This is a genomic window from Streptomyces triticirhizae (genome assembly GCF_003696235.1).
Lineage (GTDB): Bacteria > Actinomycetota > Actinomycetes > Streptomycetales > Streptomycetaceae > Streptomyces > Streptomyces triticirhizae.
Genome location: NZ_RFFJ01000009.1, coordinates 40,607 through 67,061, shown reverse-complemented (window position 1 = coordinate 67,061; position 26,455 = coordinate 40,607). Strand labels below are relative to the sequence as shown.

The 26,455-nt window shown below is 72.0% G+C and carries 23 protein-coding genes and 2 tRNA genes; 18 read left to right on the top strand and 7 right to left on the bottom strand.

What is annotated here, in order from left to right; genetic code table 11:
- Positions 1–14: 14 nt before the first annotated feature.
- Positions 15–2,606: an aminopeptidase N gene (gene pepN / locus EBN88_RS03725; RefSeq protein ID WP_122182326.1), complete on the bottom strand. Its 2,592-nt coding sequence runs from the start codon at positions 2,604–2,606 to the stop codon at positions 15–17.
- A 185-nt stretch (positions 2,607–2,791) separates the two neighbouring features.
- Here pepN and EBN88_RS03720 point away from each other — a divergent pair, with 185 nt between their 5' ends.
- Positions 2,792–3,448, top strand: coding sequence for a mycothiol-dependent nitroreductase Rv2466c family protein (locus EBN88_RS03720; protein ID WP_122182325.1), 657 nt, complete (start codon positions 2,792–2,794; stop codon positions 3,446–3,448).
- Between the two features lie 212 nt (positions 3,449–3,660).
- Here EBN88_RS03720 and EBN88_RS03715 read toward each other — a convergent pair whose 3' ends face one another.
- Entirely contained in the window at positions 3,661–4,302 is a 642-nt protein-coding gene (locus EBN88_RS03715; RefSeq protein ID WP_122182324.1) for a superoxide dismutase, read from the bottom strand.
- A gap of 275 nt (positions 4,303–4,577) precedes the next feature.
- Here EBN88_RS03715 and EBN88_RS03710 point away from each other — a divergent pair, with 275 nt between their 5' ends.
- The 3 genes from EBN88_RS03710 to EBN88_RS03700 all read left to right on the top strand — a co-directional run bounded on the left by EBN88_RS03710 (position 4,578) and on the right by EBN88_RS03700 (position 6,551).
- Positions 4,578–5,189, top strand: a complete 612-nt coding sequence (locus tag EBN88_RS03710) for a biotin transporter BioY (RefSeq protein WP_122182323.1) — start codon at positions 4,578–4,580, stop codon at positions 5,187–5,189.
- 61 nt (positions 5,190–5,250) lie between these two features.
- Positions 5,251–5,736, top strand: a complete 486-nt coding sequence (locus EBN88_RS03705; protein WP_122182322.1) for a ribose-5-phosphate isomerase — start codon at positions 5,251–5,253, stop codon at positions 5,734–5,736.
- Entirely contained in the window at positions 5,736–6,551 is an 816-nt protein-coding gene (locus tag EBN88_RS03700; protein ID WP_122182321.1) for an Fpg/Nei family DNA glycosylase, read from the top strand. The genes EBN88_RS03705 and EBN88_RS03700 overlap by 1 nt, the downstream gene beginning before the upstream one ends.
- Positions 6,552–6,641: 90 nt before the next feature.
- On the opposite strand, the gene EBN88_RS03695 is transcribed toward EBN88_RS03700, so the two are convergent.
- On the bottom strand, positions 6,642–7,874 hold the full coding sequence (locus EBN88_RS03695) for a GNAT family N-acetyltransferase (RefSeq protein WP_122182320.1): 1,233 nt from the start codon (positions 7,872–7,874) through the stop codon (positions 6,642–6,644).
- Between the two features lie 155 nt (positions 7,875–8,029).
- On the opposite strand from EBN88_RS03695, the gene EBN88_RS03690 reads away from it, so the two are divergent.
- Positions 8,030–9,187 (top strand): PP2C family protein-serine/threonine phosphatase, encoded by a 1,158-nt coding sequence (locus EBN88_RS03690; RefSeq protein WP_122182319.1) that lies wholly within the window; start codon positions 8,030–8,032, stop codon positions 9,185–9,187.
- A 66-nt stretch (positions 9,188–9,253) separates the two neighbouring features.
- Here the strand turns inward: EBN88_RS03690 and EBN88_RS03685 are convergent, their stop codons facing one another.
- A complete protein-coding gene (locus EBN88_RS03685; RefSeq protein ID WP_122182318.1) occupies positions 9,254–9,478 on the bottom strand; it encodes a hypothetical protein in 225 nt (74 codons plus the stop codon).
- A gap of 7 nt (positions 9,479–9,485) precedes the next feature.
- On the opposite strand from EBN88_RS03685, the gene EBN88_RS03680 reads away from it, so the two are divergent.
- Entirely contained in the window at positions 9,486–10,262 is a 777-nt protein-coding gene (locus tag EBN88_RS03680) for a M23 family metallopeptidase (RefSeq protein ID WP_233580431.1), read from the top strand.
- Between the two features lie 41 nt (positions 10,263–10,303).
- Here EBN88_RS03680 and EBN88_RS03675 read toward each other — a convergent pair whose 3' ends face one another.
- Positions 10,304–11,473 (bottom strand): acyltransferase family protein, encoded by a 1,170-nt coding sequence (locus tag EBN88_RS03675; RefSeq protein WP_122182317.1) that lies wholly within the window; start codon positions 11,471–11,473, stop codon positions 10,304–10,306.
- 476 nt (positions 11,474–11,949) lie between these two features.
- On the opposite strand from EBN88_RS03675, the gene EBN88_RS03670 reads away from it, so the two are divergent.
- Positions 11,950–12,162: a hypothetical protein gene (locus EBN88_RS03670; protein ID WP_122182316.1), complete on the top strand. Its 213-nt coding sequence runs from the start codon at positions 11,950–11,952 to the stop codon at positions 12,160–12,162.
- A gap of 90 nt (positions 12,163–12,252) precedes the next feature.
- Here the strand turns inward: EBN88_RS03670 and EBN88_RS03665 are convergent.
- Positions 12,253–12,323 (bottom strand) — tRNA-Gly (locus tag EBN88_RS03665).
- A 173-nt stretch (positions 12,324–12,496) separates the two neighbouring features.
- Between EBN88_RS03665 and EBN88_RS03660 the strand changes: the two genes are divergently transcribed.
- The 5 genes from EBN88_RS03660 (at position 12,497) to clpX (ending at position 17,226) form a co-directional block, all read left to right on the top strand.
- Positions 12,497–12,573: transfer RNA gene (locus tag EBN88_RS03660), tRNA-Pro, on the top strand.
- Between the two features lie 99 nt (positions 12,574–12,672).
- Positions 12,673–14,115: a trigger factor gene (tig, locus tag EBN88_RS03655; RefSeq protein WP_122182315.1), complete on the top strand. Its 1,443-nt coding sequence runs from the start codon at positions 12,673–12,675 to the stop codon at positions 14,113–14,115.
- 285 nt (positions 14,116–14,400) lie between these two features.
- Positions 14,401–15,015 carry an ATP-dependent Clp protease proteolytic subunit gene (locus EBN88_RS03650; RefSeq protein ID WP_319789580.1) on the top strand — a complete coding sequence of 205 codons (615 nt, stop codon included), beginning with the start codon at positions 14,401–14,403 and terminating at the stop codon, positions 15,013–15,015.
- Between the two features lie 75 nt (positions 15,016–15,090).
- On the top strand, positions 15,091–15,741 hold the full coding sequence (locus tag EBN88_RS03645) for an ATP-dependent Clp protease proteolytic subunit (protein WP_122182314.1): 651 nt from the start codon (positions 15,091–15,093) through the stop codon (positions 15,739–15,741).
- 192 nt (positions 15,742–15,933) lie between these two features.
- Entirely contained in the window at positions 15,934–17,226 is a 1,293-nt protein-coding gene (gene clpX / locus EBN88_RS03640; RefSeq protein ID WP_122182313.1) for an ATP-dependent Clp protease ATP-binding subunit ClpX, read from the top strand.
- Between the two features lie 81 nt (positions 17,227–17,307).
- On the opposite strand, the gene EBN88_RS03635 is transcribed toward clpX, so the two are convergent.
- On the bottom strand, positions 17,308–18,429 hold the full coding sequence (locus tag EBN88_RS03635; RefSeq protein ID WP_199742242.1) for a hypothetical protein: 1,122 nt from the start codon (positions 18,427–18,429) through the stop codon (positions 17,308–17,310).
- A gap of 258 nt (positions 18,430–18,687) precedes the next feature.
- Between EBN88_RS03635 and EBN88_RS03630 the strand changes: the two genes are divergently transcribed.
- The 6 genes from EBN88_RS03630 to mreC all read left to right on the top strand — a co-directional run bounded on the left by EBN88_RS03630 (position 18,688) and on the right by mreC (position 26,455).
- Positions 18,688–21,318, top strand: coding sequence for a valine--tRNA ligase (locus tag EBN88_RS03630; RefSeq protein WP_122182312.1), 2,631 nt, complete (start codon positions 18,688–18,690; stop codon positions 21,316–21,318).
- Between the two features lie 135 nt (positions 21,319–21,453).
- Positions 21,454–22,965, top strand: a complete 1,512-nt coding sequence (folC, locus tag EBN88_RS03625; protein ID WP_407703369.1) for a bifunctional tetrahydrofolate synthase/dihydrofolate synthase — start codon at positions 21,454–21,456, stop codon at positions 22,963–22,965.
- Complete coding sequence (locus tag EBN88_RS03620; protein ID WP_122182310.1) at positions 22,965–23,306, top strand: DUF4233 domain-containing protein; 342 nt, start codon at positions 22,965–22,967, stop codon at positions 23,304–23,306. Before folC ends, EBN88_RS03620 begins: the two co-directional genes overlap by 1 nt.
- Before the next feature lie 186 nt (positions 23,307–23,492).
- On the top strand, positions 23,493–23,909 hold the full coding sequence (ndk, locus tag EBN88_RS03615; protein WP_122182309.1) for a nucleoside-diphosphate kinase: 417 nt from the start codon (positions 23,493–23,495) through the stop codon (positions 23,907–23,909).
- A 336-nt stretch (positions 23,910–24,245) separates the two neighbouring features.
- Entirely contained in the window at positions 24,246–25,265 is a 1,020-nt protein-coding gene (locus tag EBN88_RS03610; protein ID WP_122182308.1) for a rod shape-determining protein, read from the top strand.
- Positions 25,266–25,345: 80 nt separating this feature from the next.
- Positions 25,346–26,455, top strand: a complete 1,110-nt coding sequence (gene mreC / locus EBN88_RS03605; RefSeq protein WP_122182307.1) for a rod shape-determining protein MreC — start codon at positions 25,346–25,348, stop codon at positions 26,453–26,455.

Sequence of the window (26,455 nt, the reverse complement as noted above, 5' to 3'; positions counted from 1 at the left end):
CGGCGGGGCCGTCGTCAGACGTCGGCGGCCTGGGCCCGCAGCGCGCGGGCCAGTTCGTCGCGCGCCTCCAGCACCAGCCGCCGCAGCGCCGGCGGCGCCGCCGCGTGCTCGGCCAGCCACGCGTCGGCCGCCGCCAGCGTCTCCGGCGAGTCCTGGAGCATCGGGAACAGCCCGCGCACCACGGCCATCGCGATCTCGATGGTCCGCTCCCGCCACACGCCCTCGATCGCCGCGAAGTACCGCTCGGCGTACGGCGCCAGCAGCTCCCGCTGCCCGGCCTGCGCGAAGCCGTCGATGGTCGCCTCGACCAGCGCGTTGGAGAGCGTGTCGCGCTCCACCACCGCCGTCCACGCCTCCGCCTTCACCCCGGCGTCGGGCCGTGCGGCCAGGCAGCGGACCTGGTGCCGGTTGCCGGACGCGGTGTCGTCCCTGGCCCGCTCGGCGGCGATCTCCGCCTCGCCCGCCCGGCCGGCGGCGGTCAGCGCGCGCAGCAGCAGCCAGCGCAGCTCCTGGTCCACGTCGAGCCCGTCCACCCGCGCCGAGCCGGCGAGCAGCCCGGACACCAGCTGGAAGTCGGCGTCCGAGCTGGCGCAGCCGGCGAAGAACCGGGCCCAGGCGAGCTGGTGGTCGCTCGCCGGCTCGGCGCGCCGCAGCTCGCCGAGCGCGGCCTGCGCCAACTCGCCCTCGCGCGCGGCCCGTCGCCCCGCCGGCGTGTACCAGCGGAGCGCGGTCAACGCCCAGGCGTGCACCATCTGGAGCACGCTGATCTCGTCCTCCGCGCCCGCGAAGTCCCGCACCAGCGCCAGGAAGTCGCCGGCCGGCAGCAGCGCGTCCCGCGTCATGTTCCACAGCGCCGACCAGCACAGCGCGCGGGCCAGCGGGTCCTCGATGTCGCCCAGGTGGGCGCGGAGGGTGGCCAGCGAGCCGGCGTCGAACCTGGCCTTGCAGTAGCTGAGGTCCTCGTCGTTGACCAGGACCAGCTCCGGCCGCTCGGCGCCGGTCAGCTCCGGCACGGCGGTGAGCGGCCCGGTCACGTCCACCTCGGCGCGCGCGTAGCGGACCAGCGGGCCGACGCCGCCCTCGCGCCGGTAGAGGCCGACGGCGATCCGGTGCGGGCGCAGCGTCGGGTGCTCGGCGGGCGCCTCCTGGCGCACCGCCAGCTCGGTGATCCGCCCGTCGGCCGCGTAACTCACCTCCGGCGTCAGCGCGTTGACGCCGGCGGTCTGGAGCCAGGCGGCGGCCCACTCGCCCATGTCGCGGCCCGAGGTCTCGGCCAGCACGGCGAGCAGGTCGTTCAGGCGGGTGTTGCCGAACGCGTGGCGCTCGAAGTAGCGCCGCGCGCCCTCGAAGAAGGCGTCGCGCCCCACATAGGCGACCAGCTGCTTGAGCACCGAAGCGCCCTTGGCGTAGGTGATGCCGTCGAAGTTGAGCTTGGCGTCCTGGAGGTCGCGGATGTCGGCGGTGATCGGGTGGGTGGACGGCAGCTGGTCGGCCTTGTACGCCCACGCCTTGCGGTTGTTGGCGAAACTGATCCAACCCCGGGTGAACTCGGTCGCCTCGGCGAGCGCGAACGTTCCCATGTAGTCGGCGAACGACTCCTTCAGCCACAGGTCGTCCCACCACTCCATGGTGACCAGGTCGCCGAACCACATGTGCGCCATCTCGTGCAGCAGCGTGCTGGCCCGCCCCTGGTAGGCCGCCCTGGTCGTCCGGCCACGGAAGACGTACTCCTCGCGGAAGGTCACACAGCCCGGGTTCTCCATGGCGCCGATGTTGTACTCGGGCACGAACGCCTGGTCGTACTTGCCGAACGGGTACGGGTAGCGGAAGTGCTCGTGGAAGAAGTCAAGACCCTGCTTGGTGGTGGCCAGGACGCGCTCCGCGTCGAAGTGCGGGGCCAGCGCCCGGCGGCAGAGCGCGCCCAGCGGGATCTCCAGCGTCGAGCCGTCGGGCAGCTTCCGGCGGTAGGAGTCCGCGACATAGTGGTAGGGCCCGGCGACCACGGCGGTGATGTAGGTGGAGATCGGCCGCGTGGTGGCGAACGTCCAGGTGGCCGCCGCGCCCCCGGTCAGCTCCTCGCGCCGCTCCCGCGCCCCGTTGCTCAGCACCGTCCAGTGCGCCGGCGCGGTGACCCGGAAGGAGAACGGCGCCTTGAGGTCGGGCTGCTCGAAGTTGGCGAACACCCGGCGCGCGTCGGCGGGTTCGTACTGGGTGTAGAGGTAGGTCTCCCCGTCCTCGGGGTCGGTGAAGTGGTGCAGCCCCTCGCCGGTGTGGCTGTAGGCGCAGCTGGCGTCCACCACGAGGTGGTTCTCCGCGCGTAGCGCGGGCAGCGCGACGCGGGTTCCGTCGAAGACCTGGTCCACGGTCAGCGACTCCCCGTTGAGGGTCACGGAGTGGACGTGCGGGGCCAGCAGGTCGACGAAGCTGGTGGCGCCCTCCTTGGCGCAGGCGAAGCGCACCGAGGTCGTCGAACGGAACGTGCGCGGCCCTTCCGCAGGCGCGGGGTCGGCGGCGGCGCGCAGGTCGAGCGCCACCTCGTAGCCGTGCACGGTCAGCAGCGCGGCCCGCTCGCGGGCCTCCTCGCGGGTGAGGTTCTCTCCTGGCACGCCGGTCGACTCCCTGTTGTCGCGGTTCCTCGACGCCCGGCCTGGAAGGCACGCGGCCGGTCGGCCGCGTGGCACGGGCGCGTGTCAGCATGTCACGCGAGCCCGAGGCGGCGCACGGTGGAATGCGATCGGCCGTCGTCGTGTTGGTCACCACCGAACCGGCCCGCGACACGAGGAGAGAGACCATGACCGAGAACACCGCCGCCGAGCCGGTAACGGCGGACTTCTGGTTCGATCCGCTCTGCCCCTGGGCGTGGATGACGTCGCGCTGGATGCTGGAGGTCGAGAAGGTCCGCCCGGTGCGGGTGCGCTGGCATGTGATGAGCCTGGCCGTGCTCAACGAGCCCAAGATGGACGAGCTTCCCGAGGAGTACCGGGAGGGCCTGAGGAACGCCTGGGGCCCGGTGCGGGTGTGCGTCGCGGCCGAGCAGGAGCACGGCGGCGAGGTGCTGGGCTCGCTGTACACCGCGCTCGGCGTCCGCTTCCACCACCGGAAGCTGCCGCAGAACCGCGAGACCATCGCCGACGCGCTGACCTCCGTCGGGCTGCCGGCCGAGCTGGCCGACGTCGCCGACAGCGACCGCTACGACGTCCGGCTGCGCGCCTCCCACAAGGAGGGCATCGACCTGGTCGGCCAGGACGTCGGCACCCCGGTGATCGCGGTGCCGGGCGCCGACGGGCGGCGGATCGCCTTCTTCGGCCCCGTGGTCACCCCGGCCCCCAAGGGCGAGGCCGCCGCGCGGCTGTGGGACGGGACGCTGATGGTCGCCGGCACCCCCGGCTTCTACGAGATCAAGCGCACCCGGGACGTCGGCCCCCAGTTCGACGACTCGGAGGACTGAGGACCAGGGCCCGCTCCCTCAGGGGAACGAGAGCCCCCAACGAGACGGCCCCCAACGAGACGGCCCCGAACGAGACGGCCCCGAACGAGACGGCCCCCGCGCGATGCCTCCGCGCGGGGGCCGCTCCCTTGCCGGCCCGTCCACCCCGGTGGGGCGCTGAGAAGACGATCGGACGGACCGGGGGCCTTGTGCCCGTCGGCGTGCGGCGTGCCTCAGGGTGCCAGCGTCAGCGCCGCCGCGTTGGTCCTGGCGGTCGCGTAACGGGCGGCCACGTCCTGCCAGTTGACCACGCGCCACATCGCCTCGACGAAGTCGACCTTCTGGTTCCGGTACTGGAGGTAGAAGGCGTGCTCCCAGGCGTCGAAGACCAGCAGCGGAACGGAGCCCTGGCCGACGTTCCCCTGGTGGTCGTAGATCTGCTCCACCACCAGCCGCCCGCTGACCGGCTCGAAGGCCAGAACGCCCCAGCCCGAGCCCTGGGTGGTGGCCGCCGCCTTGGAGAGCTGGGCCTTGAAGCGGGCGAACGAGCCGAACGACTCGGCGATGGCGTCGGCCAGCTCGCCGGTGCCGTCCCGCTCCAGCGGCTCGCCCCCGCCGTCGCCCGTCATGTTGCGCCAGTAGATGGAGTGCAGGATGTGGCCGGAGAGGTGGAACGCGAGGTTCTTCTCCAGCCCGTTGATGGAGTCCCAGGCGTCCTTCTCCCGCGCCTCGGCGAGCCGCTCCAGGGTGTCGTTGGCGCCCTTCACATAGGACGCGTGGTGCTTGTCGTGGTGCAGTTCGATGATCTCCCCGCTGATGACCGGCTCCAGGGAGGCGTAGTCGTAGGGGAGGTCGGGGAGCGTGTAGGTGGCCATACCGTTGCCTGTCTCCACTAATTGCGAGCGATGTGCAATAGCGTCACGCTATCAGTCGAAGATCGCAAGGGGACGGCTCGCGGCGCGGGCGAGCCGGCGATCCCGCCGGCGGCTCCCGAAAGCGCGGATCTCCGTACGTCCGACGGTCAACTCCGGTACCTCCGCGAGCAACTCGCTACGCATGGCGATCAGTGTCAGCAAACTCACGCCGCCCCCACCACCGCCTTCGGCTAGCGTCGACGGGTCCCGCTCGTTCGAAGCTCTGGAGTAGCACCATGAGTTCAGCCCTCGTCGCCGGCCGGCCGCGCGCCGTCCTCGCCGATCTGCTGCCCGCCGCCAGCGCGCCCGCCGCGCGGGTGCGCGACGCCGCGCTGGTCGTCGGCGGCGCCGCGCTCACCGGGATCGCGGCCCAACTCTCGCTGCCCGTCCCCGGATCGCCCGTGCCCGTCACCGGCCAGACCTTCGCCGCGCTGCTCATCGGCGCCTCCTTCGGCCCGGCCCGCGCGATGCTGTCCATGACGCTCTACGTCCTCGCCGGCATGGCCGGCACGCCGTGGTTCTCCGAGGGCACCTCCGGCTACGGGATGCCCTCCTTCGGCTATCTGATCGGCATGACCCTGGCCGCCGTCGTCGTCGGCGAGCTGGCCCGCAGGGGCGGGGACCGCACCGTGCCGCGCACCGTCGCCACCATGGCCCTGGGCAGCGCGCTGATCTACGGCGTCGGCGTCCCCTACCTCGCCCTCGCCACCGGCATGTCGGCCGGCGAGGCGGTCGCCGCCGGGCTGACCCCGTTCCTGCTCGGCGACGCGCTCAAGGTCGCGCTCGCCATGGGCGCCCTGCCGGCGGCCTGGCGGCTGGTCGGCCGTCGGCGCCCCGAGGCGGACTGACCCCGACGACGGCCGGGAGCCGGCGGCGGACCGCCGCCGGCGCCGTGCCATATTGGGGGCCATGCGCGTCTACCTGGCCTCCGACCACGCCGGCTTCGAGTTGAAGAACCACCTGGTCGACTGGCTGACCCAGCACGGACACTCACCGGTCGACTGCGGCCCCCACCACTACGACGGGGACGACGACTACCCCCCGTTCTGCCTCCGCGCCGCCGAGCGCGTCGCGGCCGACCCCGGCTCCCTGGGCGTGGTCATCGGCGGCTCCGGCAACGGCGAGGCCATCGCGGCGAACAAGGTGCGCGGCGTGCGCTGCGCCCTCGCCTGGAGCGAGGAGACCGCGCGCCTGGGCCGCGAACACAACGACGCCAACGTGCTGAGCGTCGGCGCCCGGATGCACACCGCCGACGAGGCCACCTCGTTCGTCGCCGTCTTCCTCGACACCGACTACTCCGGCGCCGCCCGGCACAGCCGCCGCATCGCGATGCTCGACGGATACGAGGCCGACGGCACCCTGCCCCCGCTCCCCGAAGCCGAAGAGCAGGGCTGATGCCCGAGGGCCACGTGATCCACCGGCTGGCCGCCGACTACCGGGAACGGTTCGCCGGCCGACCGGTGCGGGTGGACAGCCCGCAGGGCAAGTTCGCCGACGCCGCCGCCCTGTTGGACGGCCAGCCGCTGGACGCGGCCGAGGCCTGGGGCAAGCACCTGTTCCTGGGCTTTCCGGGGGCCCCGCTGATCTGGGTCCACGTCCACCTCGGCCTCTACGGCAAGGTCGCCTTCGGCACCGGCCCCGTGCCGCCGCCCGTCGGCCAGATACGGCTGCGCCTGGCCAACGACGCGCACTGGGCCGAGCTGCGCGGCCCCAACACCTGCGCGCTGCGCACCGACGCCGAGCGGGCCGCCGTCCCCGCCCGCCTCGGCCCCGACCCGCTGCGCGCCGACGCCGACCCGGAACGCGCCTGGCGCCGGATCTCCGCCAGCCGCTCGGCCATCGCCACCCTGCTGATGGACCAGGCCGTCATCGCCGGCGTCGGCAACGTCTACCGCGCCGAGGTCCTCTTCCGGCACGGCATCGACCCCTACCGGCCGGGACGCGACCTCGACCGGGCCGAGTGGGCGGCCTGTTGGGCCGACCTGGTCGCGCTGATGCGCGAGGGCGTCCGGCTCGGCCGCATCGACACCGTGCGCCCGGAGCACACCCCCGAGGCGATGGGCCGCCCGCCGCGCGTCGACGACCACGGCGGCGAGGTCTACGTCTACCGCAGGGCCGGCCAGCCGTGCCTGGTCTGCGCCGCCCCGGTGGCCACCGCCAGGCTCGCCGCGCGGAACCTGTTCTGGTGCCCGCGCTGCCAACCCCGTTGAGACTGCCGGATGTCGGCCCCGGCCCGTATCCTCGGGCGCACCGGGTGGGAGCGGGCGAGAGGGCGTGAAGCGATGGCGTTAGGACGCGGCCTAGAAGCCGTGCGGCAGCCAGGGCGCCACGGGATGGCCGAAGGCCGTCGACGCCGGCGTCAACGCCCCCGCGCGCGCCTCGCCCACCTGCCCGGCCGCCGCCAGCGCCGCCAGCGTCGAGCCGCCCAGATAGGCGGCGCCCAACGCCCGTACGTCCAGCTCCAGTTCCGCCGGGTCCGTGGTGCGCTCGCAGACCGCGCCGCCCGGCCCGCCGGACAGCCGCCAACGCCCCTCGTTCCACGGGCAGAACGCGTCCCGCACCGCCAGCACCACGTCGACCCCGGCCGCGTACCGGCGGGCCGCCAGCGCCGCCCCGACGTCCACCAGCCGCAGATGCAGCCGGTCCCGCAGCTGGAGGTCGCTGCGGCGGACATCGCTCAGCAGATGCACCAGCGGATCGTCCACCGGCCGCCCCACCAGCTCCACCCGGTCCGTCAGGTCGAGCGCCAACAGATAGCGCAGCAGCGCCGCGTGGGCGGCCGGGTCCACCGCGTCCAGATCCCGCACCAGCACCGCCCCGCTGGGCACCGCCCGGTCCCACTCCACCTTCAGCGCGTAGCGCGCGTAGCCCACCGGCCGGCCGTCCCGCTCCGCCAGCACACAGCGCCGCTCGGACGCGCCGCCCCGCTCGCCCGGCGGGTCGAGCAGCACCGAACGCTCCCAGCCGGGTCGGCGCTCCAGCATTCCCGGCCGCCGGGGCACCAGTTGGGCGTAGACCTCCTCGCACCGCAGGAGCGCCTCGGCCGGCGTCGTCACCGTCAGCCGCACCTCGTCGGTGCCCGGCGGTGGCGCGGCCACGCCGACCCGGTGCTTGGGCACCCGCGCGGAGAGCGAGTGCGCCGCGACCCCGTAGCCGAACCGCCCGTAGATCGGCGCCTCGGCCGCGGTCAGCGCGGAGAGCGCCTCGCCCCGCTCGCGCGCCGCCGCCAGCCCGCGCTCCATCATCCGCCGCAGCAGCCCCCGCCTGCGGTGGGTGCCGGCCACCGAGACCATGGTCACCCCGCCCGTCTCCACCACCGCCCCGCCTGGCACCGCGAGCCCCAGCGCGAACTCGCCGTAGGTGCCGACCACCTCGCCCCCGTCGAAGGCGCCGAGCGAACGGTCCAGCACCGCCAACTCCCGCCACAGCGCCCGCTCCTCGGGCGGCTCCGGCACCCCGCCGAAGGCCCACTCCAGGGCGTCGTACCAGGCGTCCCACTCCTCGGCGGTGATCCGCCGCAGCTCGATGGTCATGACGCCATCCCTACCAAGGCGTACGCCGCGCGGCGAGGTGTTTTCCACCGGGCGGCTCCGGCCGCCCCGAAGCGCCCCGGCCGCCCCCACGCACGGATGTCCGAGCGCCCCAGAGGTTCGACGTGGCCGTGATCCGGTGGATAAGGTCCCACACCATGACACGCCGAAGCCTGGCGGCCACGCCGAAGGAGAGCCGGCGGGAGCGGCTTCGCAAGGCGTTCCACCGGGCGCGCGTCGGAGTGCGCCGCTCCGCCGTCGACTACTTCAGGGGCGGCGGCTCCGACTGGATCGCCTTCAGCGCCCTGCTGTGCTCCATCCCGCTGCTGGCCCTGTCCACCGCGAGCTGGCCCGAGTGGTGCCCGCCCGAGGCGCTGCTGCTGCCGCTGGTCGCGGCCGGGCTGCTGCTGCGCCCGGCCAGCCTGCTGGGTCTCTACGCGGCGGCGGCCTTCGCGCTGGTGCTGGAGACGGCGCTGATCGACGCCGAACGCTCGGCGCCCGACCCGGTCACCCCAGGAACGATCCTGCTGGTCGCGGCCGTGGCCCTCATCGGGCTGCTGATCGCCCAGTTCCGCAGCCGCGTCGGCGTGCCCTGGCGGCGCGGCCACACCATGCTCTTCGACCTGCGCGAGCGGATCAGGGCGCAGAGCGCGCTGCCCTCGCTGCCCGACGGCTGGCACCACGAGATGTCGCTGCGGCCGGCCGGCGGGCAGTCGTTCTCCGGCGACTTCGTCGTCGCCGCCCGAACGGGCCCCGACCGCCGCACCCTTGAGGTCGTCCTCACCGACGTCTCCGGCAAGGGCATGGACGCGGCCTCCCGTTCGCTGCTGCTGTCGGGTGCCTTCGGCGGGCTGCTCGGCTCACTGCCGCCGCACGGCTTCCTGCCGGCGGCCAACGGCTATCTGCTGCGGCAGAACTGGCAGGAGGGCTTCGCCACCTCCATCCACCTGGTGCTCGACCTGGACACCGGCGACTTCGAGCTGCTCTCGGCCGGCCACCTCCCGGCGCTCCAGCTGAACGCGGGCACCGGCCGCTGGCAGGAGATCACCGCCGACGGGCCGCTGTTGGGGGTGTACGACGGGGCCGAGTTCCACCCGGCCAAGGGCACGCTGCGGCGCGGCGACGTGCTGATGCTCTTCACCGACGGCCTGGTCGAGCGCCCGGACCAGGACCTGGCCGACGGCATCGACCGGCTCACCGGCGCCGCCGACCGCTATGTCGCCACCGGCTTCCGCAACACGGCCTGGCACCTGATCGAGGCCGTCGCCAAGGACGTCAACGACGACCGCGCGCTGGTGCTGATCGGCCGCGAGTAGCCGCGCCGGCGCGCGCCGCCGCGCCGTTCGGGTCCCCTGGAGGAGTGGCCGCCCCCACCGGGCTGATCACTCTCCGGTGTTGATCTCCACACGCTCCGTCGCCGCCGGCTGAGCTGCGCCGACGCGGCCCCGGCGCCGCCCGCGCTGGGCCATCCGGCCGGCGCGCCGCCTCCCGGGCGGGATGCGACGCGCCCGCCGCTGGCCTTGGCTCGGGTCCATGAGCGATCCGCGCAACAGCCCGAGAACGCCGAGAACGCCGAACACGCCGAACACGCCGAACACGCCGAACACGCCGAGAGTGCCCCGCCTCCCGCGTGCCCTGGGGAGGCTGGCCACCGGCCACGCCTTCGTCGCCATCCTGGCCAGGCGGCTCGCACGCCCCCTGGCCAGGATGGTCGCCGGCCGGCCGTCCCGCCCCTCAGCCCGGTGGGCCGCCGGCTGCGCCCTGCTGGGCGCGGTCGCGATAGCCGGCCCCTGGGCGGTGACGGCGATCGGGCAGGAGGACGACCGGCCGGCGGCCCGCACCGGCGAGATCCGGCAGTTCCTCGGCGGCATCGGCGACGCGGCCATCGGAGCGCACCGTGGACCGGGGCCCTACTACGGCACGTTGGCCGAGCAGGGCTGGAACGAGCCGTTCCAGCCCTGGTACTGGCACCCGACGGCCGGCCCCGAGTGGGCGCTGCCGGTCACCGGCCACCCGGTCTCGGCCCGCTACGGCATCCCCGGCGGCTGGGCCGCCGGCTACCACACGGGCGTCGACTTCGCCGCTCCCGTCGGCACCCCGGTGCACTCGGTCGGCCCCGGCCGGGTGATCGAGACGGGCTACTCGGGCGACTACGGCAACGCCGTCACCGTCGCCATGGAGGACGGGCACTTCACGCTCTACGCCCACCTCGACTCCATCGCCGTCGAGCCGGGCCAGTCGGTGACCGCCGAGAGCTGGCTGGGCGACTCCGGCAACACCGGCCGCTCCACAGGGCCGCACCTGCACTTCGAGGTGCGCACCAGCAACGTCTACGGCAGCGACATCGACCCGCTGAGCTACCTGGTCGGGCACGGCGTCGAGGTCGGCTGACCGAACGGGGCGGGCGCCGGAACCGCCCGCCCCGCGCGGCGTCAACTCGCCTTGACCGGACGGCGGTCGCCGCCCGTGTCGTTCGACGGCCGCCCGGCCCGCCCGCCGGACTCGCCCCGCTCGGCGGCGCGGAACGCCCAGTCCATCCTCGGCTCCACCATGAACCGGAAGACCCGGCGCACCGGCGCGGTGCACAACAGGGTGACCACGGCCGCGCCGATCAGCGTCACCCCGATCCGGCCGGCCGGCGTGTGCACCCAGGCCACGTCGTACCACTCCCACCAGCGCGAGGCCTTGGCCACGAAGCCGTGGAGCAGATAGCCGTAGATGGTGCCGGCGCCCAGCGCGGTGAACCAGCGGTGCCGGGCCGGCACCCAGGACAGGAAGCAGACGGTCAGCAGCAGGCCGCAGCCGAACAGGGCCAGGCTCATCACCACGCCGACCCACCACTCGAAGCCGAGGTCCTGCGCGGCGGCGCTGCGGTAGAACCAGGCGGCGTCCATCCTGGGCACCGACCAGTAGGCGGTGACCAGCGCGCAGAGGAAGACCGGCAGCGCCAGCAGCCGCACCTCGCGCCGGCGGACCAGCTCGAAGTGCTCGGGGCGCAGCCGCATCCCCAGCACGAAGAAGGGGAGGAACTGGAGCACCCGCTGGATGTTGAGGTCGTTCCCCAGCGAGGGCGCGAAGCTGGCCAGCGCGGCGATCGTCAGCGCGATCGGCATCGGCCAGCGGACGATGTGCCACAGCGGTGCCGTGATCCGCCAGACGAACAGCGCGATCAGGAACCAGGTGAGGTAGTAGGGGTCCAGGAGCGCGAAGGGGTGGTCAGGGTCGTCGGTGCCCCAGCGCTTGAACAGCACATAGGCGACACCGAAGATCAGATAGGGCACCAGCACGCCGCTGACCAGCCGCTTGAGCTGGTCGGGCCGGCCGGTGAAGTTCCGCGAGAAGTAGCCGGCGACGAGGATGAACGCCGGCATGTGGAACGTGTACACGAAGTTGTAGAGGGCCGCCGCCGTGCGGGAGTCCTCCCGCAGCGGGGTCCACGCGTGGCCGATCGCGACCAGCACGATCGCCAGGTACTTCGCGTTGTCGAAGAAGGGGTCGCGTGCACTGACCCGGGCCTGACCGTCCGTGACTGTCGGTGGGGGGACAGCCTTCGTCGCCCGGACCTCGGGCAAGGGGGCTCGTTGGTTACGGACGTGCAACATTGTCCGCACGATAGCGCTTCCTCAGGTGATCCGTACATTCGCCAACCCGGATAAGGGAATCTTGAGAGGGATTCGACTGATGAAACGAAAACCCAAGGGTGGTGGAGGTCACGTTCCCTGTCCGTAATCACGCGATTTGACCGGATTAATTGGTGTGTTTCGGACCGCTCGGCGCCCTCCCGACGGCCCCTCCCGTGCCCGGCGAATGGCGCCTTCCGGCCCCCCGGCGGCGTGATCCCGAACACGATCAGCGGGCCGCCGGAATTGTCGAAGCGGGACGGACGCGGTGGCTAACGGACGGATAACGGGCACAACGCCGCCCAACACCCCGTGGCCGCCGCCCGATCGGGGCCCTCGGAGGGGCATCCTCCTCCGCTGGCCCGCCAGTTGATGGCACGATGGTGCCTGCGGGGGTGCGGCGGCCGTGGTCAAGCCCCTGACGGAGCAGTGGCGACCTTCCGAAGGTGTGATCAGTTGTGGTTATCTCGTTCTCTCTGGCCCTGCTGTTCGGCGTGATCATGTTCTTCATGATCCGAAGCGGGGCGGTCAAGTGGGGACCGGCCATCGTGGCGATCCTCTTCGGCTTCTCCCTCGCCTCCACCGGCGCCGCCGACCCCATAAACAGCTTCCTGGAGTCGATCACCAACGCCGTCGACGAGGTGGACGGCTCCATCAACAGCTCGCCCTGAGCCCACTCCCGGTCGGCCCCCACGCGCGGCACGGAGGAAAACACGAGGGCCCGGCTCCCCGAGGGGGGCCGGGCCGGAAGTGCGGAGAAGAGCGGGCGACGGGAATCGAACCCGCGTAGCTGGTTTGGAAGACCAGGGCTCTACCATTGAGCTACGCCCGCCGGCGGGGTCGTCGGATGCCGTGTCCACCACGGACGCTCCCCGAACGCATCGCATCGTACCAGCGCCCAACGCCCGCCCCGATCGGGCGAGATCACCGCCCGGCGCGGCGCGGGGCCCCGGCAGGGCGCCGGCCTGCCGCCCTGTACCCTACGTATCGCGTCGTGAGCCACGACGGGGTGTGGCGCAGCTTGGTAGCGCGTCCGCTTTGGGAGCGGAAGGTCGTCGGTTCGAATCCGGCCACCCCGACCACGTACGATGACTAGCCTGTGCGCCTGTGGTGTGTCCGGATATGGAGCGCTTCAGCGACGTTCGCCTAACTCTCGATTGTCAGCCCCAAGGAGACCGACCGTGAAGAGCGCCGTGGAGACCCTGAACCCCACCCGGGTTCGGCTCACTGTCGAGGTGCCCTTCGATGAGCTGAAGCCCAGCCTCGACGCGGCGTACCGGAAGATCAACCAGCAGGTCCAGGTGCCGGGCTTCCGCAAGGGGAAGATCCCGGCCCGCGTCATCGACCAGCGCTTCGGGCGCGGCGCGGTGTTGGAGGAGGCGGTCAACGACGCGCTGCCGAAGTTCTACACCGAGGCGGTCAACGAGGGTGAGCTGACGCCGCTCGGCCAGCCCGACGTCGACATCACCGAGCTGAAGGACAACGAGACCCTCACGTTCACCGCCGAGGTGGACATCCGCCCCGAGCTGGAGATCCCCGACTTCTCCGGCATCGAGGTCACCGTGGACGCGGTCGAGGTCGCCGACGAGGACGTGGACAAGGCCGTCGAGCAGCTCCGCGAGCGCTTCGCCACCACCACCGTCGTCGAGCGCGAGGCCGCCGACGGCGACGTCGTCAAGATCGACCTGGAGGCCCGGGTCGACGGCGAGCTGCTGGAGGACGGCGTCGCCCAGGGCGTCAACTACACCATCGGCTCGGGACAGATGCTGGACGGCCTGGACGAGGCCGTCATCGGCCTGGCCGCCGGCGGCACCGCGACCTTCACCAGCGAGCTGCGGGGCGGCTCCGGCGCCGGCAGCGAGGCCGAGGTCACCGTCACCGTCGAGTCCGTCTCCTCCCGCGAACTCCCCGAGCTGGACGACGAGTTCGCCCAGCTGGCGAGCGAGTTCGACACCTTGGAGGAGCTGCGCGAGGACAGCCGCAGCCGGCTGGCCGACGAGCGCAGGTACCAGCAGGCCACCGAGGCCCAGGAGAAGGTCCTCGACGCCCTGCTGGAGCTGGTCGAGGTCCCGCTGCCCGAGAAGCTGCTGGCCGAGGAGATCAAGACCCGCAAGCACAACCTGGAGCACCACCAGCTGCCCCAGCTCGGCATGGACCTGGACGCGTACCTCAAGCTCCAGGAGAAGACCGCCGAGGAGTTCGACGACGAGCTGAAGGAGCAGGCGGAGAAGGGCATCCGCACCCAGTTCGTGCTGGACGCCATCGCCCGCCGCGACGAGCTGAACGTGAGCCAGGAGGAGCTGACCGAGCACCTGGTGCGCCGGGCCCAGTCCTCCGGGATGAGCCCCGACCAGTTCGCCAAGGCCGTCGTCGAGGGCAACCAGGTCTCGATGCTGGTCGGCGAGGTCAGCCGGGGCAAGGCCCTCGCGTCCGTGGTCGAGGCCGCCACCGTCCGCGACAGCAACGGTGAGCTGGTCGAGCTGGACGACGAGGACGAGAGCGAGAACGAGAACGCCGAAGGCGCCGCCGCCGACGAGACGGACGACGCGGTCGCCGAGGCGGTGGAGGCCAACGAGGCCGCCACGGCCGGCGACTCGACCGAGTCGAAGCCCAACGAGGGCTGACGCGACGTCAGTCGGCGGGCAGACGGCCAGCAGGGGGTGGACGCGGACGACGCGTCCACCCCCCTTCCGTTCGCTCCCGTTCGGCCCGCCCGGGCCCCACGCACCGTCACCCTCCCGCCGCCCCGGTCCCGCCGGGGAGGGGCGACCCTGCGCTCACAGCGAACAGTTCCCTGGTCGGGATGGGTCTGTCGGGACCGCGCGTTAGGGTCCCTAGAAACACGCCAGATGTCGAGTGACGGACGGGCACACGTGGCCTGGACCGTCCAGGAATGAGCAGGTGGATACGTGACGCTCTTGATGCCCTCCGCCGCAGCGGAGCCGACAAGCGGCAGCCTCGGCGATCAGGTCTACAACCGGCTGCTCGACGAGCGCATCATCTTCCTGGGTCAGCCGGTGGACGATGACATCGCCAACCGGATCACGGCGCAGCTGCTGCTGCTGGCCGCCGATCCGGACAAGGACATCTATCTCTACATCAACAGCCCCGGCGGCTCGATCTCGGCCGGCATGGCGATCTACGACACCATGCAGTACGTCAAGAACGACGTGGTGACCATCGCCATGGGCCTGGCGGCGTCGATGGGGCAGTTCCTGCTGACGGCCGGCGCCCCCGGCAAGCGCTACGCGCTGCCCAACGCGGAGATCCTGATCCACCAGCCGTCGGCCGGGCTGGCCGGCTCCGCCTCGGACATCAAGATCCAGGCCGAGCAGCTGCTGCGCACCAAGCGCAAGATGGCCAAGCTCTCGGCCGAGCACTCGGGCGTCTCCGAGGAGCAGTGGGAGCGCGACGCGGACCGGGACCGCTGGTTCTCCGCCGAGGAGGCGCGGGACTACGGGCTGCTGGACCGGGTCATCACCAGTGCGGCGGACATCACGGGCGGCGGCGGCACGGGCGCCTGAGCCCACAGCTCGCCCTGACAGCCCCGACGCTCACTGCCCGTTCGCAAGCCTAGACCCAAGGCGGTACACACACCGATGAAGAAGTTCCCAGGCTCCGGCCTCTACGACCGTCTGCCGGCCGAGTCCCGCTATGTGATCCCGCGCTTCGTCGAGCGCACCTCGCAGGGCGTGCGCGAGTACGACCCGTACGCGAAGCTCTTCGAGGAGGGCGTGATCTTCCTCGGCGTGCAGATCGACGACGCCTCGGCCAACGACGTGATGGCGCAGTTGCTGTGCCTGGAGTCCATCGACCCGGATCGGGACATCCAGATCTACATCAACAGCCCCGGCGGCTCGTTCACCGCGCTGACCGCCATCTACGACACGATGGTCTTCGTCAAGCCCGACATCCAGACGGTCTGCATGGGCCAGGCCGCCTCGGCCGCCGCCGTGCTGCTGGCCGCCGGCACCCCCGGCAAGCGGATGGCGCTGCCGAACTCGCGGGTCCTGATCCACCAGCCGTACTCGGAGACCGGCCGTGGCCAGGTGTCCGACCTGGAGATCGCCGCCCGCGAGGTCCAGCGGATGCGCGGCCAGATGGAGGAGATGCTGGCCAAGCACTCCACCAAGCCGATCGAGCAGATCCGTGACGACGTCGAGCGCGACAAGATCCTCACGGCGGCCGAGGCCGTGGACTACGGCCTGATCGACCAGATCATCACCACCCGCACCTCCACGGCCGGCTAGGCCACTGTCGGTACCTGTGCCGGATCACACATTCGGCGCGCGAAACGGCTCTGTCCCCTTTGACGGGAAGGCCCCGCCCAGGGGGATTCCCGTCAAGGGGGACCGTTCCACCGGGCCAACGAGGTACCGTCGTCTTCTGTAAGCACTCGGCACCGTCTCCCCGGCGGTGCGCAGTCGAAGGGGAAGCACCTCGTGGCACGCATCGGTGATGGCGGCGATCTGCTCAAGTGCTCGTTCTGCGGCAAGAGTCAGAAACAGGTGAAGAAGCTCATCGCGGGCCCGGGGGTCTACATCTGTGATGAGTGCATCGATCTCTGCAACGAGATCATCGAGGAGGAGCTGGCCGAGTCGCCGGACTCCGACCTGGGGGAGCTGCCCAAGCCGAGGGAGATCTACGACTTCCTCGAAAGCTATGTGGTCGGCCAGGAGGACGCCAAGAAGGCGCTCTCCGTCGCCGTCTACAACCACTACAAGCGGGTCAGGGCCAGCGACGCCCACCCCTCGCGCGACGAGGAGATCGAACTCTCCAAGTCGAACATCCTGCTGCTCGGCCCCACCGGGTCGGGCAAGACCCTGCTGGCCCAGACGCTGGCCAGGATGCTGAACGTCCCGTTCGCCATCACCGACGCGACCGCCCTCACGGAGGCCGGCTACGTGGGCGAGGACGTGGAGAACATCCTGCTCAAGCTGATCCAGGCGGCCGACTACGACATCAAGAAGGCCGAGCAGGGGATCATCTACATCGACGAGATCGACAAGGTCGCCCGCAAGAGCGAGAACCCGTCGATCACCAGGGACGTCTCCGGTGAGGGCGTGCAGCAGGCGCTGCTGAAGATCCTGGAGGGCACCACGGCGGCCGTGCCGCCGCAGGGCGGGCGCAAGCACCCGCACCAGGAGTTCCTCCAGATCGACACCTCCAACGTCCTGTTCATCGTCGGCGGCGCGTTCGCCGGTCTCGACGACATCATCAGGGCCCGCTCGGGCGCCCGTGGCATCGGCTTCGGCGCCGACATCCGCTCCAAGCGGGAGCGGGACAGCGCCGGGCTGCTCACCGAGGCGCTCCCCGAGGACCTGGTGAAGTACGGCATGATCCCCGAGTTCATCGGGCGGTTGCCGATCATCACCTCGGTGCACAACCTGGACCGCGAGGCGCTGCTGCGTATCCTGGTCGAGCCGCGCAACGCGCTCATCAAGCAGTACGAGCGGCTGTTCGAGCTGGACGGGGTGGAGCTGGAGTTCGACCTGCCGGCCCTGGAGGCCATCGCCGACCAGGCCATCCTCCGGGGCACCGGGGCGCGCGGCCTGCGGGCGATCATGGAGGAGGTCCTGATGTCGGTGATGTACGAGGTGCCGTCCCGGCAGGACGTCGGCCAGGTCGTGATCACGGAGGACGTCGTCCGCTCCAACGTGAACCCGACGCTGGTGCCGCGCTCCCGGCTGGCCAAGCGCGACGCCTCGGTGCCGCCGCAGGAGAAGACCGCCTGAGCGGTCGCCGTAGCAACGGGCGAGGGGCCCGGAACCAACTGGTCCCGGGCCCCTCGTGCTGTCCGGTCGGTGCCGGGGCCGTTACGGAACGGTCTCCTCGCCCGGGGCCTCGCCCTCGGTCTCGGCGCCGCCCTCGGTCCCGCCCGCGCCGGGCGTGCCCTCGACGAGCGAGGCGCTGCGCAGCGTGGCGCTGTGCGAGGCGGCCTCGTCCAGCGACATCTCCAGGCCGCCGGAGCCGGTCTGCTTCTGGAAGAAGGTGAAGCCGGCGGTGCTGTAGTCGGCCCAGACACAGACCGGGACCCGCACCATCTCGCCGGTGAAGGTGTCCTCGGTCTCGGCCTCCTGGCACTTCATGGTCGCGCCGTCGAGCCCGTCGGGGTTCATGGCCTGGGGCTCGCCCAGCAGGCTCATGTCGTCGCCCGCCGCCGCCTGCTCGGCGCCGTAGGCCAGGAACGCGTCCACGGAGGCCTCGGGGTCCTCGATCTCACCCCACATGCCGACCGCGAACAGGGTGGTCACCTCGGTGGAGCCCAGCTCCGAGGGGTCCATGATCTCGGCGACCTCCTCGGGCGTTATCCCGGCCACATAGACGCCCGAGGTGCCCTCGGCGTCGGCCAGCCCGACCTCGGCCAGCTCCTCCTCGGAGAGGGTGTCGGTCGACGAGGCCGGCTCCATCAGCCGGAAGTCGCCGCTGGTCTCGGGGAACTCCAGCGAGTAGGTGGCGTCCGGGTCGTTGCCCGGGCCGCTGCCGCCGTCGTCGTCGCCGCCGAGGAGGAAGAACGCGCCGCCGCCGATCACGGCGAGCGCCACCACCACCGACAGCACGATGAGCAGCGTCTTGTTGCCGCCACCGCCGCCGGCCGGCGGCTGCGGCTGGCCGTAGGGGGGCTGGCCCGGGAACTGCCCGGGGGGCGGCGGCTGTTGGCCGTAGGGGCCGGGCTGCTGGGGCTGGCCGTACGGGCCCGGCTGGCCCGGGAACCCGCCCGGCTGCCCCGGGGCGCCGCCGGGCTGGCCGGGGGCGCCGCCCGGCGCCTGCGGGAATCCGTACCCGGGGCCCTGGGGGGCGCCGCTCTGCGCGTACGGGTTGGGGCCGCCGGGCGGCGGGGCGCCGTGCGGCGGCGGTGACCCGTACGGGCCGGGCTGCCCGGGCTGCTGGCCCGGCGGGGGCTGCTGCCCGTAGGGACCCGGCTGGTTATGACTCATGTGCTTCCCCTCAAGAGCCCGACATCGTCTGCGTCAGGCACATCCTGTCGGATGAGACGGCTTCCTGTACATCCACCCCAATCACATCCTCGCCGCCGGCGCAAGGCCCTCCGCGCCCTTCGCCGCGACCGGTTCCGGCGGCCGATCTCCCGCGCGGGCGGCCGGCGTTGGAGGCCGCCCCCGGCGGACCCACGGGCGCCGCGGCGGCCCCGGCAACGGGTGCGCGGAGTGTCAGCGGGGCGTTCTAGACTTACCGCCGTGACCGAGAACACTCAGCCGCCCGCCAACGGGCCCCACAGCGCCCCCGCAGATCTGCCGACGCAGTACACGCCGGCCGACGTAGAGGGGAAGTTGTACGAGCGCTGGGTAGAACGCGGTTACTTCGAGGCGGACGAGAAGAGCGAGAAGGACCCGTACGCGATCGTCATTCCGCCGCCCAACGTGACCGGAAGTCTCCATCTCGGCCACGCCTTTGAGCACACGCTCATCGACGCGCTCACCCGGCGCAAGCGGATGCAGGGGTACGAGACCCTGTGGCAGCCCGGGATGGACCACGCGGGCATCGCCACGCAGAACCGCGTGGAGCGCGAGCTGGCCAAGGAGGGCACCTCCCGGCACGACCTGGGCCGGGAGGCGTTCGTCGAGCGGGTCTGGCGGTGGAAGGCCGAGTCGGGAGGCACCATCTCCGGGCAGATGCGCCGCCTCGGCGACGGCGTCGCCTGGTCCCGCGAGCGCTTCACGATGGACGAGGGCCTCTCCCGCGCGGTCAACACGATCTTCAAGCGGCTCCACGACGACGGCCTGATCTACCGCGCCGAGCGCATCATCAACTGGTGCCCGCGCTGTCTGACCGCCATCTCGGACATCGAGGTGGAGTACCAGGACGACGACGGCGAGCTGGTCTCCATCAGGTACGGGGACGGCGAGGACTCGCTGGTCGTCGCCACCACCAGGGCCGAGACGATGCTGGGCGACACGGCCGTCGCGGTCCATCCGGACGACGAGCGGTACCGCCATCTCGTCGGCCGCCGGATCGACCTGCCGCTGACCGACCGCTCCATCCCGGTCGTCGCCGACGCCCATGTGGACCCGGAGTTCGGCACCGGCGCGGTCAAGGTCACCCCGGCCCACGACCCGAACGACTTCGAGATCGGCCGCCGGCACGGCCTCCCGCAGCTGACGGTCATGGACGAGCACGCGGTGATCACCGCGCCGGGCCCGTTCCAGGGCCTGGACCGCCTTGAGGCGCGCTCGGCCGTCGTCGGCGCGCTCCGCGAGGAGGGGCGCATCGTCGCGGAGAAGCGCCCCTACCAGCACTCCGTCGGCCACTGCTCGCGCTGCCACACCACGGTCGAGCCCCGGCTGTCCATGCAGTGGTGGGTCAGGGTCGCCCCGCTGGCCAAGGCGGCCGGGGACGCGGTCCGCGACGGCCGGGTCGCCATCCACCCCAAGGAGATGTCCTCCCGGTACTTCGAGTGGGTCGACAACCTCCACGACTGGTGCATCTCCCGCCAGCTGTGGTGGGGCCACCGCATCCCGGTCTGGTACGGGCCGGACGGCGAGGTCCGCTGCGTCGGCCCGGACGAGGAGCCGCCCACCGGCCCCGGCTGGACCCAGGACACGGACGTCCTGGACACCTGGTTCTCCTCGGCCCTGTGGCCGTTCTCCACCCTGGGCTGGCCCGAACGCACCGACAGCGTCGCCAAGTTCTACCCGAACTCGGTCCTGGTCACCGGGTACGACATCCTCTTCTTCTGGGTCGCCCGGATGATGATGTTCGGCCTCTACGCGATGGACGGCGTTCCCCCGTTCCACACCATCGCCCTGCACGGCATGGTGCGTGACCAGTTCGGCAAGAAGATGTCCAAGTCCTTTGGGAACGCGGTCGATCCGCTGGACTGGATGGACGCCTACGGCTCGGACGCGGTCCGCTTCACCCTGGCCAGAGGCGCCAACCCGGGCGTCGACGTGCCCATCGGCGAGGACTGGGTCCAGGCCTCGCGGAACTTCGCCAACAAGATCTGGAACGCGACGCGCTTCGCGCTGCTCAACGGCGCCACCGTCGAGGGCCCGCTGCCGGCGGCCGAGGAGATGTCGGCCACCGACCGCTGGGTGCTCTCCCGGCTGAACTCGGTGGTCGCCGAGGCCGACGCGTACTACGACGACTACCAGTTCGCCAAGCTCAGCGACGCCCTCTTCCACTTCGCGTGGGACGAGGTCTTCGACTGGTACGTCGAGCTGTCCAAGACCACCTTCGCCGCCGGCGGCCGGCCGGCCGAGGTCTCCCGGCGGGTCCTGGGCGAGGTGCTGGACGTCACGCTGCGCCTGCTGCACCCGCTGATCCCGTTCGTCACCGAGGAGTTGTGGACCACGCTCACCGGCGGCGACTCGGTGGTCGTCGCCGACTGGCCGAAGGACTCGGGCTTCCGGGACGCGGCGGCCGAGCGCGAGCTGGACGCCGTGCGGCAGTTGGTCACCGAGGTCCGCAGGTTCCGCGCCGACCAGGGCCTCCAGCCGGGGCAGCGGGTGCCCGCCACCCTCGACCTGGGGGAGACGGGCCTGGCCGCCCACGAGCCGGCGATGCGGGCGCTGCTGCGCCTGGAGCCGGCGGGCGAGGCGTTCTCCGCCACGGCGACCCTGCCGGTCGCCGGCGCCGTGGTCGCGCTCGATCTGTCCGGGGCGATCGACTTCGCGGCCGAGCGCAAGCGCCTGACCAAGGACCTGGCGGCGGCGGAGAAGGAGCTGGCCCAGACCACCGCCAAGCTGGGCAACGAAGCCTTCCTCGCCAAGGCGCCCGACCACGTGGTGGCCAAGATCCGCACCCGCCGCGAGGCGGCGGAGGCCGACATCGCCCGGATCACCGAGCAGTTGGCGAAGCTCCCGGCGTGACCCGGCCCGGCTCCCCCGGCCCGCGCCGGGGGAGCCGAAGCCCGGCGCCCGGGCGGCCCCGGGCCCTTCCGTAGACTGGCCACCGTGAGCGACGCGCAGCCCGACAACGGCCAGGAGCCGGACGACCTCCCGGCCATTCCCTCCATCGACGACGAGCAGAGCGAGGGCGGCGAGTTCGACCGAATCGTCGACGCCGAGCGCGACCGCGACCCGGACCTGGCGGTCATCGAGGCCGGCAGCCGCACCCTGCGCGCCCAGGCCGGCCCGCCCGGCGGCGACCTGCCGACCCGACCCGATGACCCCGAACTCGACCGCGCCCTCGCCGACGTCGAGAAGGAGCTGCTCGCCCGCTGGCCGGAGACCAAGCTCGACCCCTCCACGGCCCGGATGAGCGCGCTGATGGACGTGCTGGGCGAGCCCCAACGCACCTATCCGGCCATCCACATCACCGGCACCAACGGCAAGACCACCACGGCCCGGATGATCGAGGCCCTGCTCGCCGGCTTCGACCTGCGCCCCGGCCGCTACTCCAGCCCGCACGTGCAGTCCATCACCGAGCGGATCAGCCTGGACGGCGCCCCGATCCCCGCCGACCGCTTCGTCTCCGTCTACCGCGACATCCAGCCCCTGGTGGAGCTGGTCGACGCCCAACAGGAGCACCGCCTCTCCTTCTTCGAGGTGCTCACGGGCATGGCCTACGCCGCCTTCGCCGACGCGCCCGTCGACGTGGCCGTGGTCGAGGTCGGGATGGGCGGCAGCTGGGACGCCACCAACGTCATCGACGGCACGGTCGCCGTGCTCACCCCGATCAGCCTGGATCACAGGGCGCGGCTCGGCGACACCCCCGAGCGGATCGCCGTGGAGAAGTCCGGGATCATCAAGCCCGGCGCCCGCGTGGTCCTCGCGCAGCAGCAGATCGAGGCCGCCTCCGTGGTGCTGCGCCGGGCCGTCGAGGTCGACGCCACGGTGGCCAGGGAGGGCATGGAGTTCGGGGTGCTCGCCCGCGAGGTCGCCGTCGGCGGGCAGCTGTTGACGCTGCGCGGCCTGGGCGGCGAGTACCCGGAGGTCTTCCTCCCGCTGCACGGCGCGCACATGGCGCACAACGCGGCGGTCGCCCTCGCGGCCGTCGAGGCGTTCTTCGGCGTCGGCGACGGCCGGCCGGCCGAGCCGCTGGACCAGGACGTGGTGCGCGCCGCGTTCGCCTCCGTCACCTCGCCGGGGCGTCTTGAGGTGCTGCGCACCAGCCCGACGGTGCTGGTGGACGCCGCGCACAACCCGGGCGGCGCGCAGGCCACCGCCGAGGCGATCACCGAGGCGTTCGGCTTCAGCCGGCTGATCGGCGTGGTCGGCGCCACCGAGGGCAAGGACGTGCGGGGCCTGCTGGAGGCGTTCGAACCGGTCCTCACCGAGGTGGTGGTGACCCGCAACACCTCCCAACGGGCCGTGGACGTGGACGCGTTGGCGGCCGTGGCGGTGGAGGTCTTCGGCGCCGAGCGGGTCCAGGTCGAGCCCAGGCTCGACGACGCCATCGAGGCGGCCGTCGCGCTGGCCGAGGAGGAGCACGAGTACGCGGCGGCCGGCGTGCTCGTCACCGGCTCGGTGATCACGGTCGGCGAGGCCAGGCTGCTGCTGAAGGGCGGTCGGTGATGCGCACCCTGTGCGCCAGCACGCTGCTGGGCGAGTTCTTCGTCATCGGCCTCGCCGGGCTGGCCGCCAGCCGGCTGTCCACGGCCTCGACGGCCACCGTGTGGTGGGTCTGCGGCGTGGCCATGGCCGTGTCCCTGCTGCTGTGCGCGATCGCCGGGCGGCCGCTGGGCGTGTGGCTCGGCTGGGCGTTCCAGGTGGCGCTGGTCGCGGCCGGCTTCGTGCTGCCGGCGATGTTCGTGCTGGGCGTCGCGTTCGCCGGTCTGTGGTGGGCCTCGGTCCACTTCGGCGCCCGCATCGACGCGTTGAAGGCCGCCAGGGAGCAGGGCGCGCCGGCCGGTTGAGCCGCCCTGGGTGCGGCCGGCGGGCGCCCGCCCGGTACTCTTACGCTCCCCGGGCGTCCGGCCCGCCGGACGGCCACGCGGGTCGCGCCACCCCGCGCGGCGGTCGCCCGCCGAGGTGCTTCCGCCGCCACACCGTTCTTCACCGTTCCTCGCAACTCGTTTCCAGGATTTCCAGGAGCCGCCCCCATGAGCCAGCGCACTCTTGTCCTCCTCAAGCCGGACGCGGTCAGCCGGGGGCTGATCGGCGAGATCGTGGGCCGGGTGGAACGCAAGGCGGGCTGGCGGATCACCGCGCTCGAACTGCGCACCCTGGATCGCGCCACCCTGGAGACGCACTACGCGGAGCACGTGGGGCGTCCGTTCTACGAGCCGCTGCTGGAGTTCATGGCCTCCGGCCCCAGCGTGGCCATGGTCGTCGAGGGCGAGCGGGTCATCGAGGGCCTGCGCGCCCTGGCCGGGCCGACCGACCCGATCGCCGCCGCACCCGGCTCCATCAGGGGCGACTTCGGCACCGTGGTCCGGGAGAACCTGATCCACGCCTCGGACTCGGAGGAGTCCGCCGAGCGCGAGCTGAAGATCTTCTTCCCCGAGCTGCCCCGCTGAACTCCCTGTTGAACGGCCGTCAGCGCGGCACGTTCCCCGAGCCACGCCGGCCCGGCGGAATGCGATGTTCCGCACGGGTCGGTAAGGTCGGTCAGGGGAACCCTTCACCCGAACGCGACGTCACCATGATGGAGGGTGGGGCTGGTTCCGCCGACAATGGCGAAAGCGGCGCTCCGGCGCTCCGTGTCAGACCGGCCGTGGATACGATGGCAATGCCGCGCCTCTTCCCCCAGCGGCGGGAGAGGTCCCGCGCACGCAGCCCATCGCACCCTCCGCCGACCTCCCCGCACAAAACGCTCCAGCTGGAAGGCCAGATGCATCCCTATGGCGAACAATATGTCGTTCATCGGTCGTGACATGGCAGTTGACCTCGGGACGGCCAACACGCTGGTGTACGTCAGGGGTCGAGGGATTGTCCTCAACGAGCCGTCCGTCGTCGCGATCAACACCAACACGGGTGGCATTCTCGCCGTTGGTGCCGAGGCGAAGAAGATGATCGGCCGGACCCCCGGCAACATCGTGGCCGTTCGCCCCCTCAAGGACGGCGTGATCGCCGACTTCGAGATCACCGAGCGAATGCTGCGTTACTTCATTCTGAAAATCCACAAAAGGCGTTATCTCGCCCGACCGCGCGTGGTCGTCTGTGTGCCCTCGGGCATCACGGGAGTGGAGCGCAGGGCGGTCATCGAGGCGTCGACGCAGGCCGGGGCGCGGCAGGTGCACATCATCGAGGAGCCCATGGCGGCCGCGATCGGCTCCGGGCTTCCGGTGCACGAGGCCACCGGCAACATGGTGGTGGACATCGGCGGCGGCACCACCGAGGTCGCGGTGATCTCGCTGGGCGGCATCGTCACGGCGCAGTCGATCCGGGTGGCCGGCGACGAGCTGGACAACGCGATCATCCAGCACATCAAGAAGGAGTACAGCCTCCTGCTGGGCGAGCGCACCGCCGAGAGCATCAAGATCACCATCGGCTCCGCCTACGAGTTGGACCAGGACGAGCACACCGAGATCCGCGGCCGCGACCTGGTCAGCGGCCTGCCCAAGACGGTGGTGATCTCCTCCGCCGAGGTCCGCAAGGCGATGGAGGAGCCGGTCAACGCCATCGTGGACGCGGTCAAGACCACGCTCGACAAGTGCCCGCCCGAGCTGTCCGGTGACGTGATGGACCGGGGCATCGTGCTCACCGGCGGCGGCGCGCTGCTGCGCGGCCTGGACGAGCGGCTCCGCCAGGAGACGGGGATGCCCATCCACATCGCCGAGGACCCGCTGGACTCCGTGGCGCTCGGCTCGGGCAAGTGCGTCGAGGAGTTCGAGGCGCTCCAGCAGGTGTTGGACGCCCAGCCCAGGCGCTAGCCCGGCCCAGGCGCCAGCCCGGCCCAGCCGGGCCAGCCCGGGAGTCGACTGACCGATCCAGAAAGGCACGGCCGCCGCACGTGAGGGACACCCGAGAGAGCCGGCTGCTTCTCGTACTGCTGGTCTCCATCGCTTTCGCGCTGATCACGATGGATATCAGGGGCGGGGACAACTCCCCGCTCAACGGTGCGCGGGAGGCCGCCGCGTCCTTCTTCGGCCCGGTGGAGGAGGGCGTCGCCGGCGCCGTCGACCCCTTCGCCAACGCCATCGCCGCCGTCCGCGAGTCCGGCGAACGGCACGACCGCATCAGCGAGTTGGAGCGGGAGAACGCCGAGCTGCGGCAGGAGCTGGGCAGCGAGGCGCACCGCGAGTCGCGGATAGCACAGCTGGACGAGCTGCTGCGGACCGCCGGCGCCGGCCGGTACGGGATCGTCGGCGCCCAGGTCATCGCCGTCGGCGCCGGGCAGGGCTTCTCCTGGACGGTGACCATCGACGCGGGCAGCGAGGACGGGATCGCCAAGGACATGACGGTGCTCAACGGCGACGGCCTCGTCGGCCGCGTCACCACCGTCGCCCGGGGCACCTCGACGGTGCTGCTGGCCAACGACCCGGGCTTCACCGTCGGCACCCGGCTCGAGGACAGCGAGGAGTTGGGCTTCGCCACCGGGCGCGGCGACAACACCCTGGACGTGCAACTCCTCAACCAGCGCGCCGAGGTCAAGGAGGGTGACCGGATGGTCACCTTCGGCTCGGCCGACAACAAGCCCTTCGTGCCGGGCGTACCCGTAGGCGAGGTGGTCAGCGTCGAGCGTTCCAACGGCGACCTGACCCGCACCGTCCAGGTCCGGCCCTATGTCGCGTTCACCCAGCTCGACCTCGTCGGCGTCGTCGTCGAGCCGCCCCGGGACAACCCACGCGACTCCGTGCTGCCCGAGCGGCCGGAGGACATCGAGCAGCGGGCGGCCCGCGAGGAGGCCGAGAACGAGGAGGACGGCGGCGCCGAGGCCGGCGAGAACACCGGTCCTGTGGACGAGTTCCCCGAGCCCGACGGCCTGGCCCCGCCGCCCGGCGAGGACGGCGAGGACGGCGGCGACGCCGAGCGGGACGGCGGCGAGGACCAGGGCGGGGAGCCCGACCTCGGAGCCCTGGCGCCCGGCCGTGACCGGTTCGACCCAGCGAGCAGGAGCTGA

Coding starts and splice junctions, on each gene's coding strand:
- EBN88_RS03720 (WP_122182325.1), top strand. CDS start 2,792: ATGACCGAGAACACCGCCGCCGAGCCGGTAACGGCGGACTTCTGGTTC.
- EBN88_RS03715 (WP_122182324.1), bottom strand. CDS start 4,302: ATGGCCACCTACACGCTCCCCGACCTCCCCTACGACTACGCCTCCCTG.
- EBN88_RS03710 (WP_122182323.1), top strand. CDS start 4,578: ATGAGTTCAGCCCTCGTCGCCGGCCGGCCGCGCGCCGTCCTCGCCGAT.
- EBN88_RS03705 (WP_122182322.1), top strand. CDS start 5,251: ATGCGCGTCTACCTGGCCTCCGACCACGCCGGCTTCGAGTTGAAGAAC.
- EBN88_RS03700 (WP_122182321.1), top strand. CDS start 5,736: ATGCCCGAGGGCCACGTGATCCACCGGCTGGCCGCCGACTACCGGGAA.
- EBN88_RS03695 (WP_122182320.1), bottom strand. CDS start 7,874: ATGACCATCGAGCTGCGGCGGATCACCGCCGAGGAGTGGGACGCCTGG.
- EBN88_RS03690 (WP_122182319.1), top strand. CDS start 8,030: ATGACACGCCGAAGCCTGGCGGCCACGCCGAAGGAGAGCCGGCGGGAG.
- EBN88_RS03675 (WP_122182317.1), bottom strand. CDS start 11,473: ATGTTGCACGTCCGTAACCAACGAGCCCCCTTGCCCGAGGTCCGGGCG.
- EBN88_RS03645 (WP_122182314.1), top strand. CDS start 15,091: ATGAAGAAGTTCCCAGGCTCCGGCCTCTACGACCGTCTGCCGGCCGAG.
- EBN88_RS03635 (WP_199742242.1), bottom strand. CDS start 18,429: ATGAGTCATAACCAGCCGGGTCCCTACGGGCAGCAGCCCCCGCCGGGC.
- EBN88_RS03620 (WP_122182310.1), top strand. CDS start 22,965: ATGCGCACCCTGTGCGCCAGCACGCTGCTGGGCGAGTTCTTCGTCATC.
- ndk (WP_122182309.1), top strand. CDS start 23,493: ATGAGCCAGCGCACTCTTGTCCTCCTCAAGCCGGACGCGGTCAGCCGG.
- EBN88_RS03610 (WP_122182308.1), top strand. CDS start 24,246: ATGTCGTTCATCGGTCGTGACATGGCAGTTGACCTCGGGACGGCCAAC.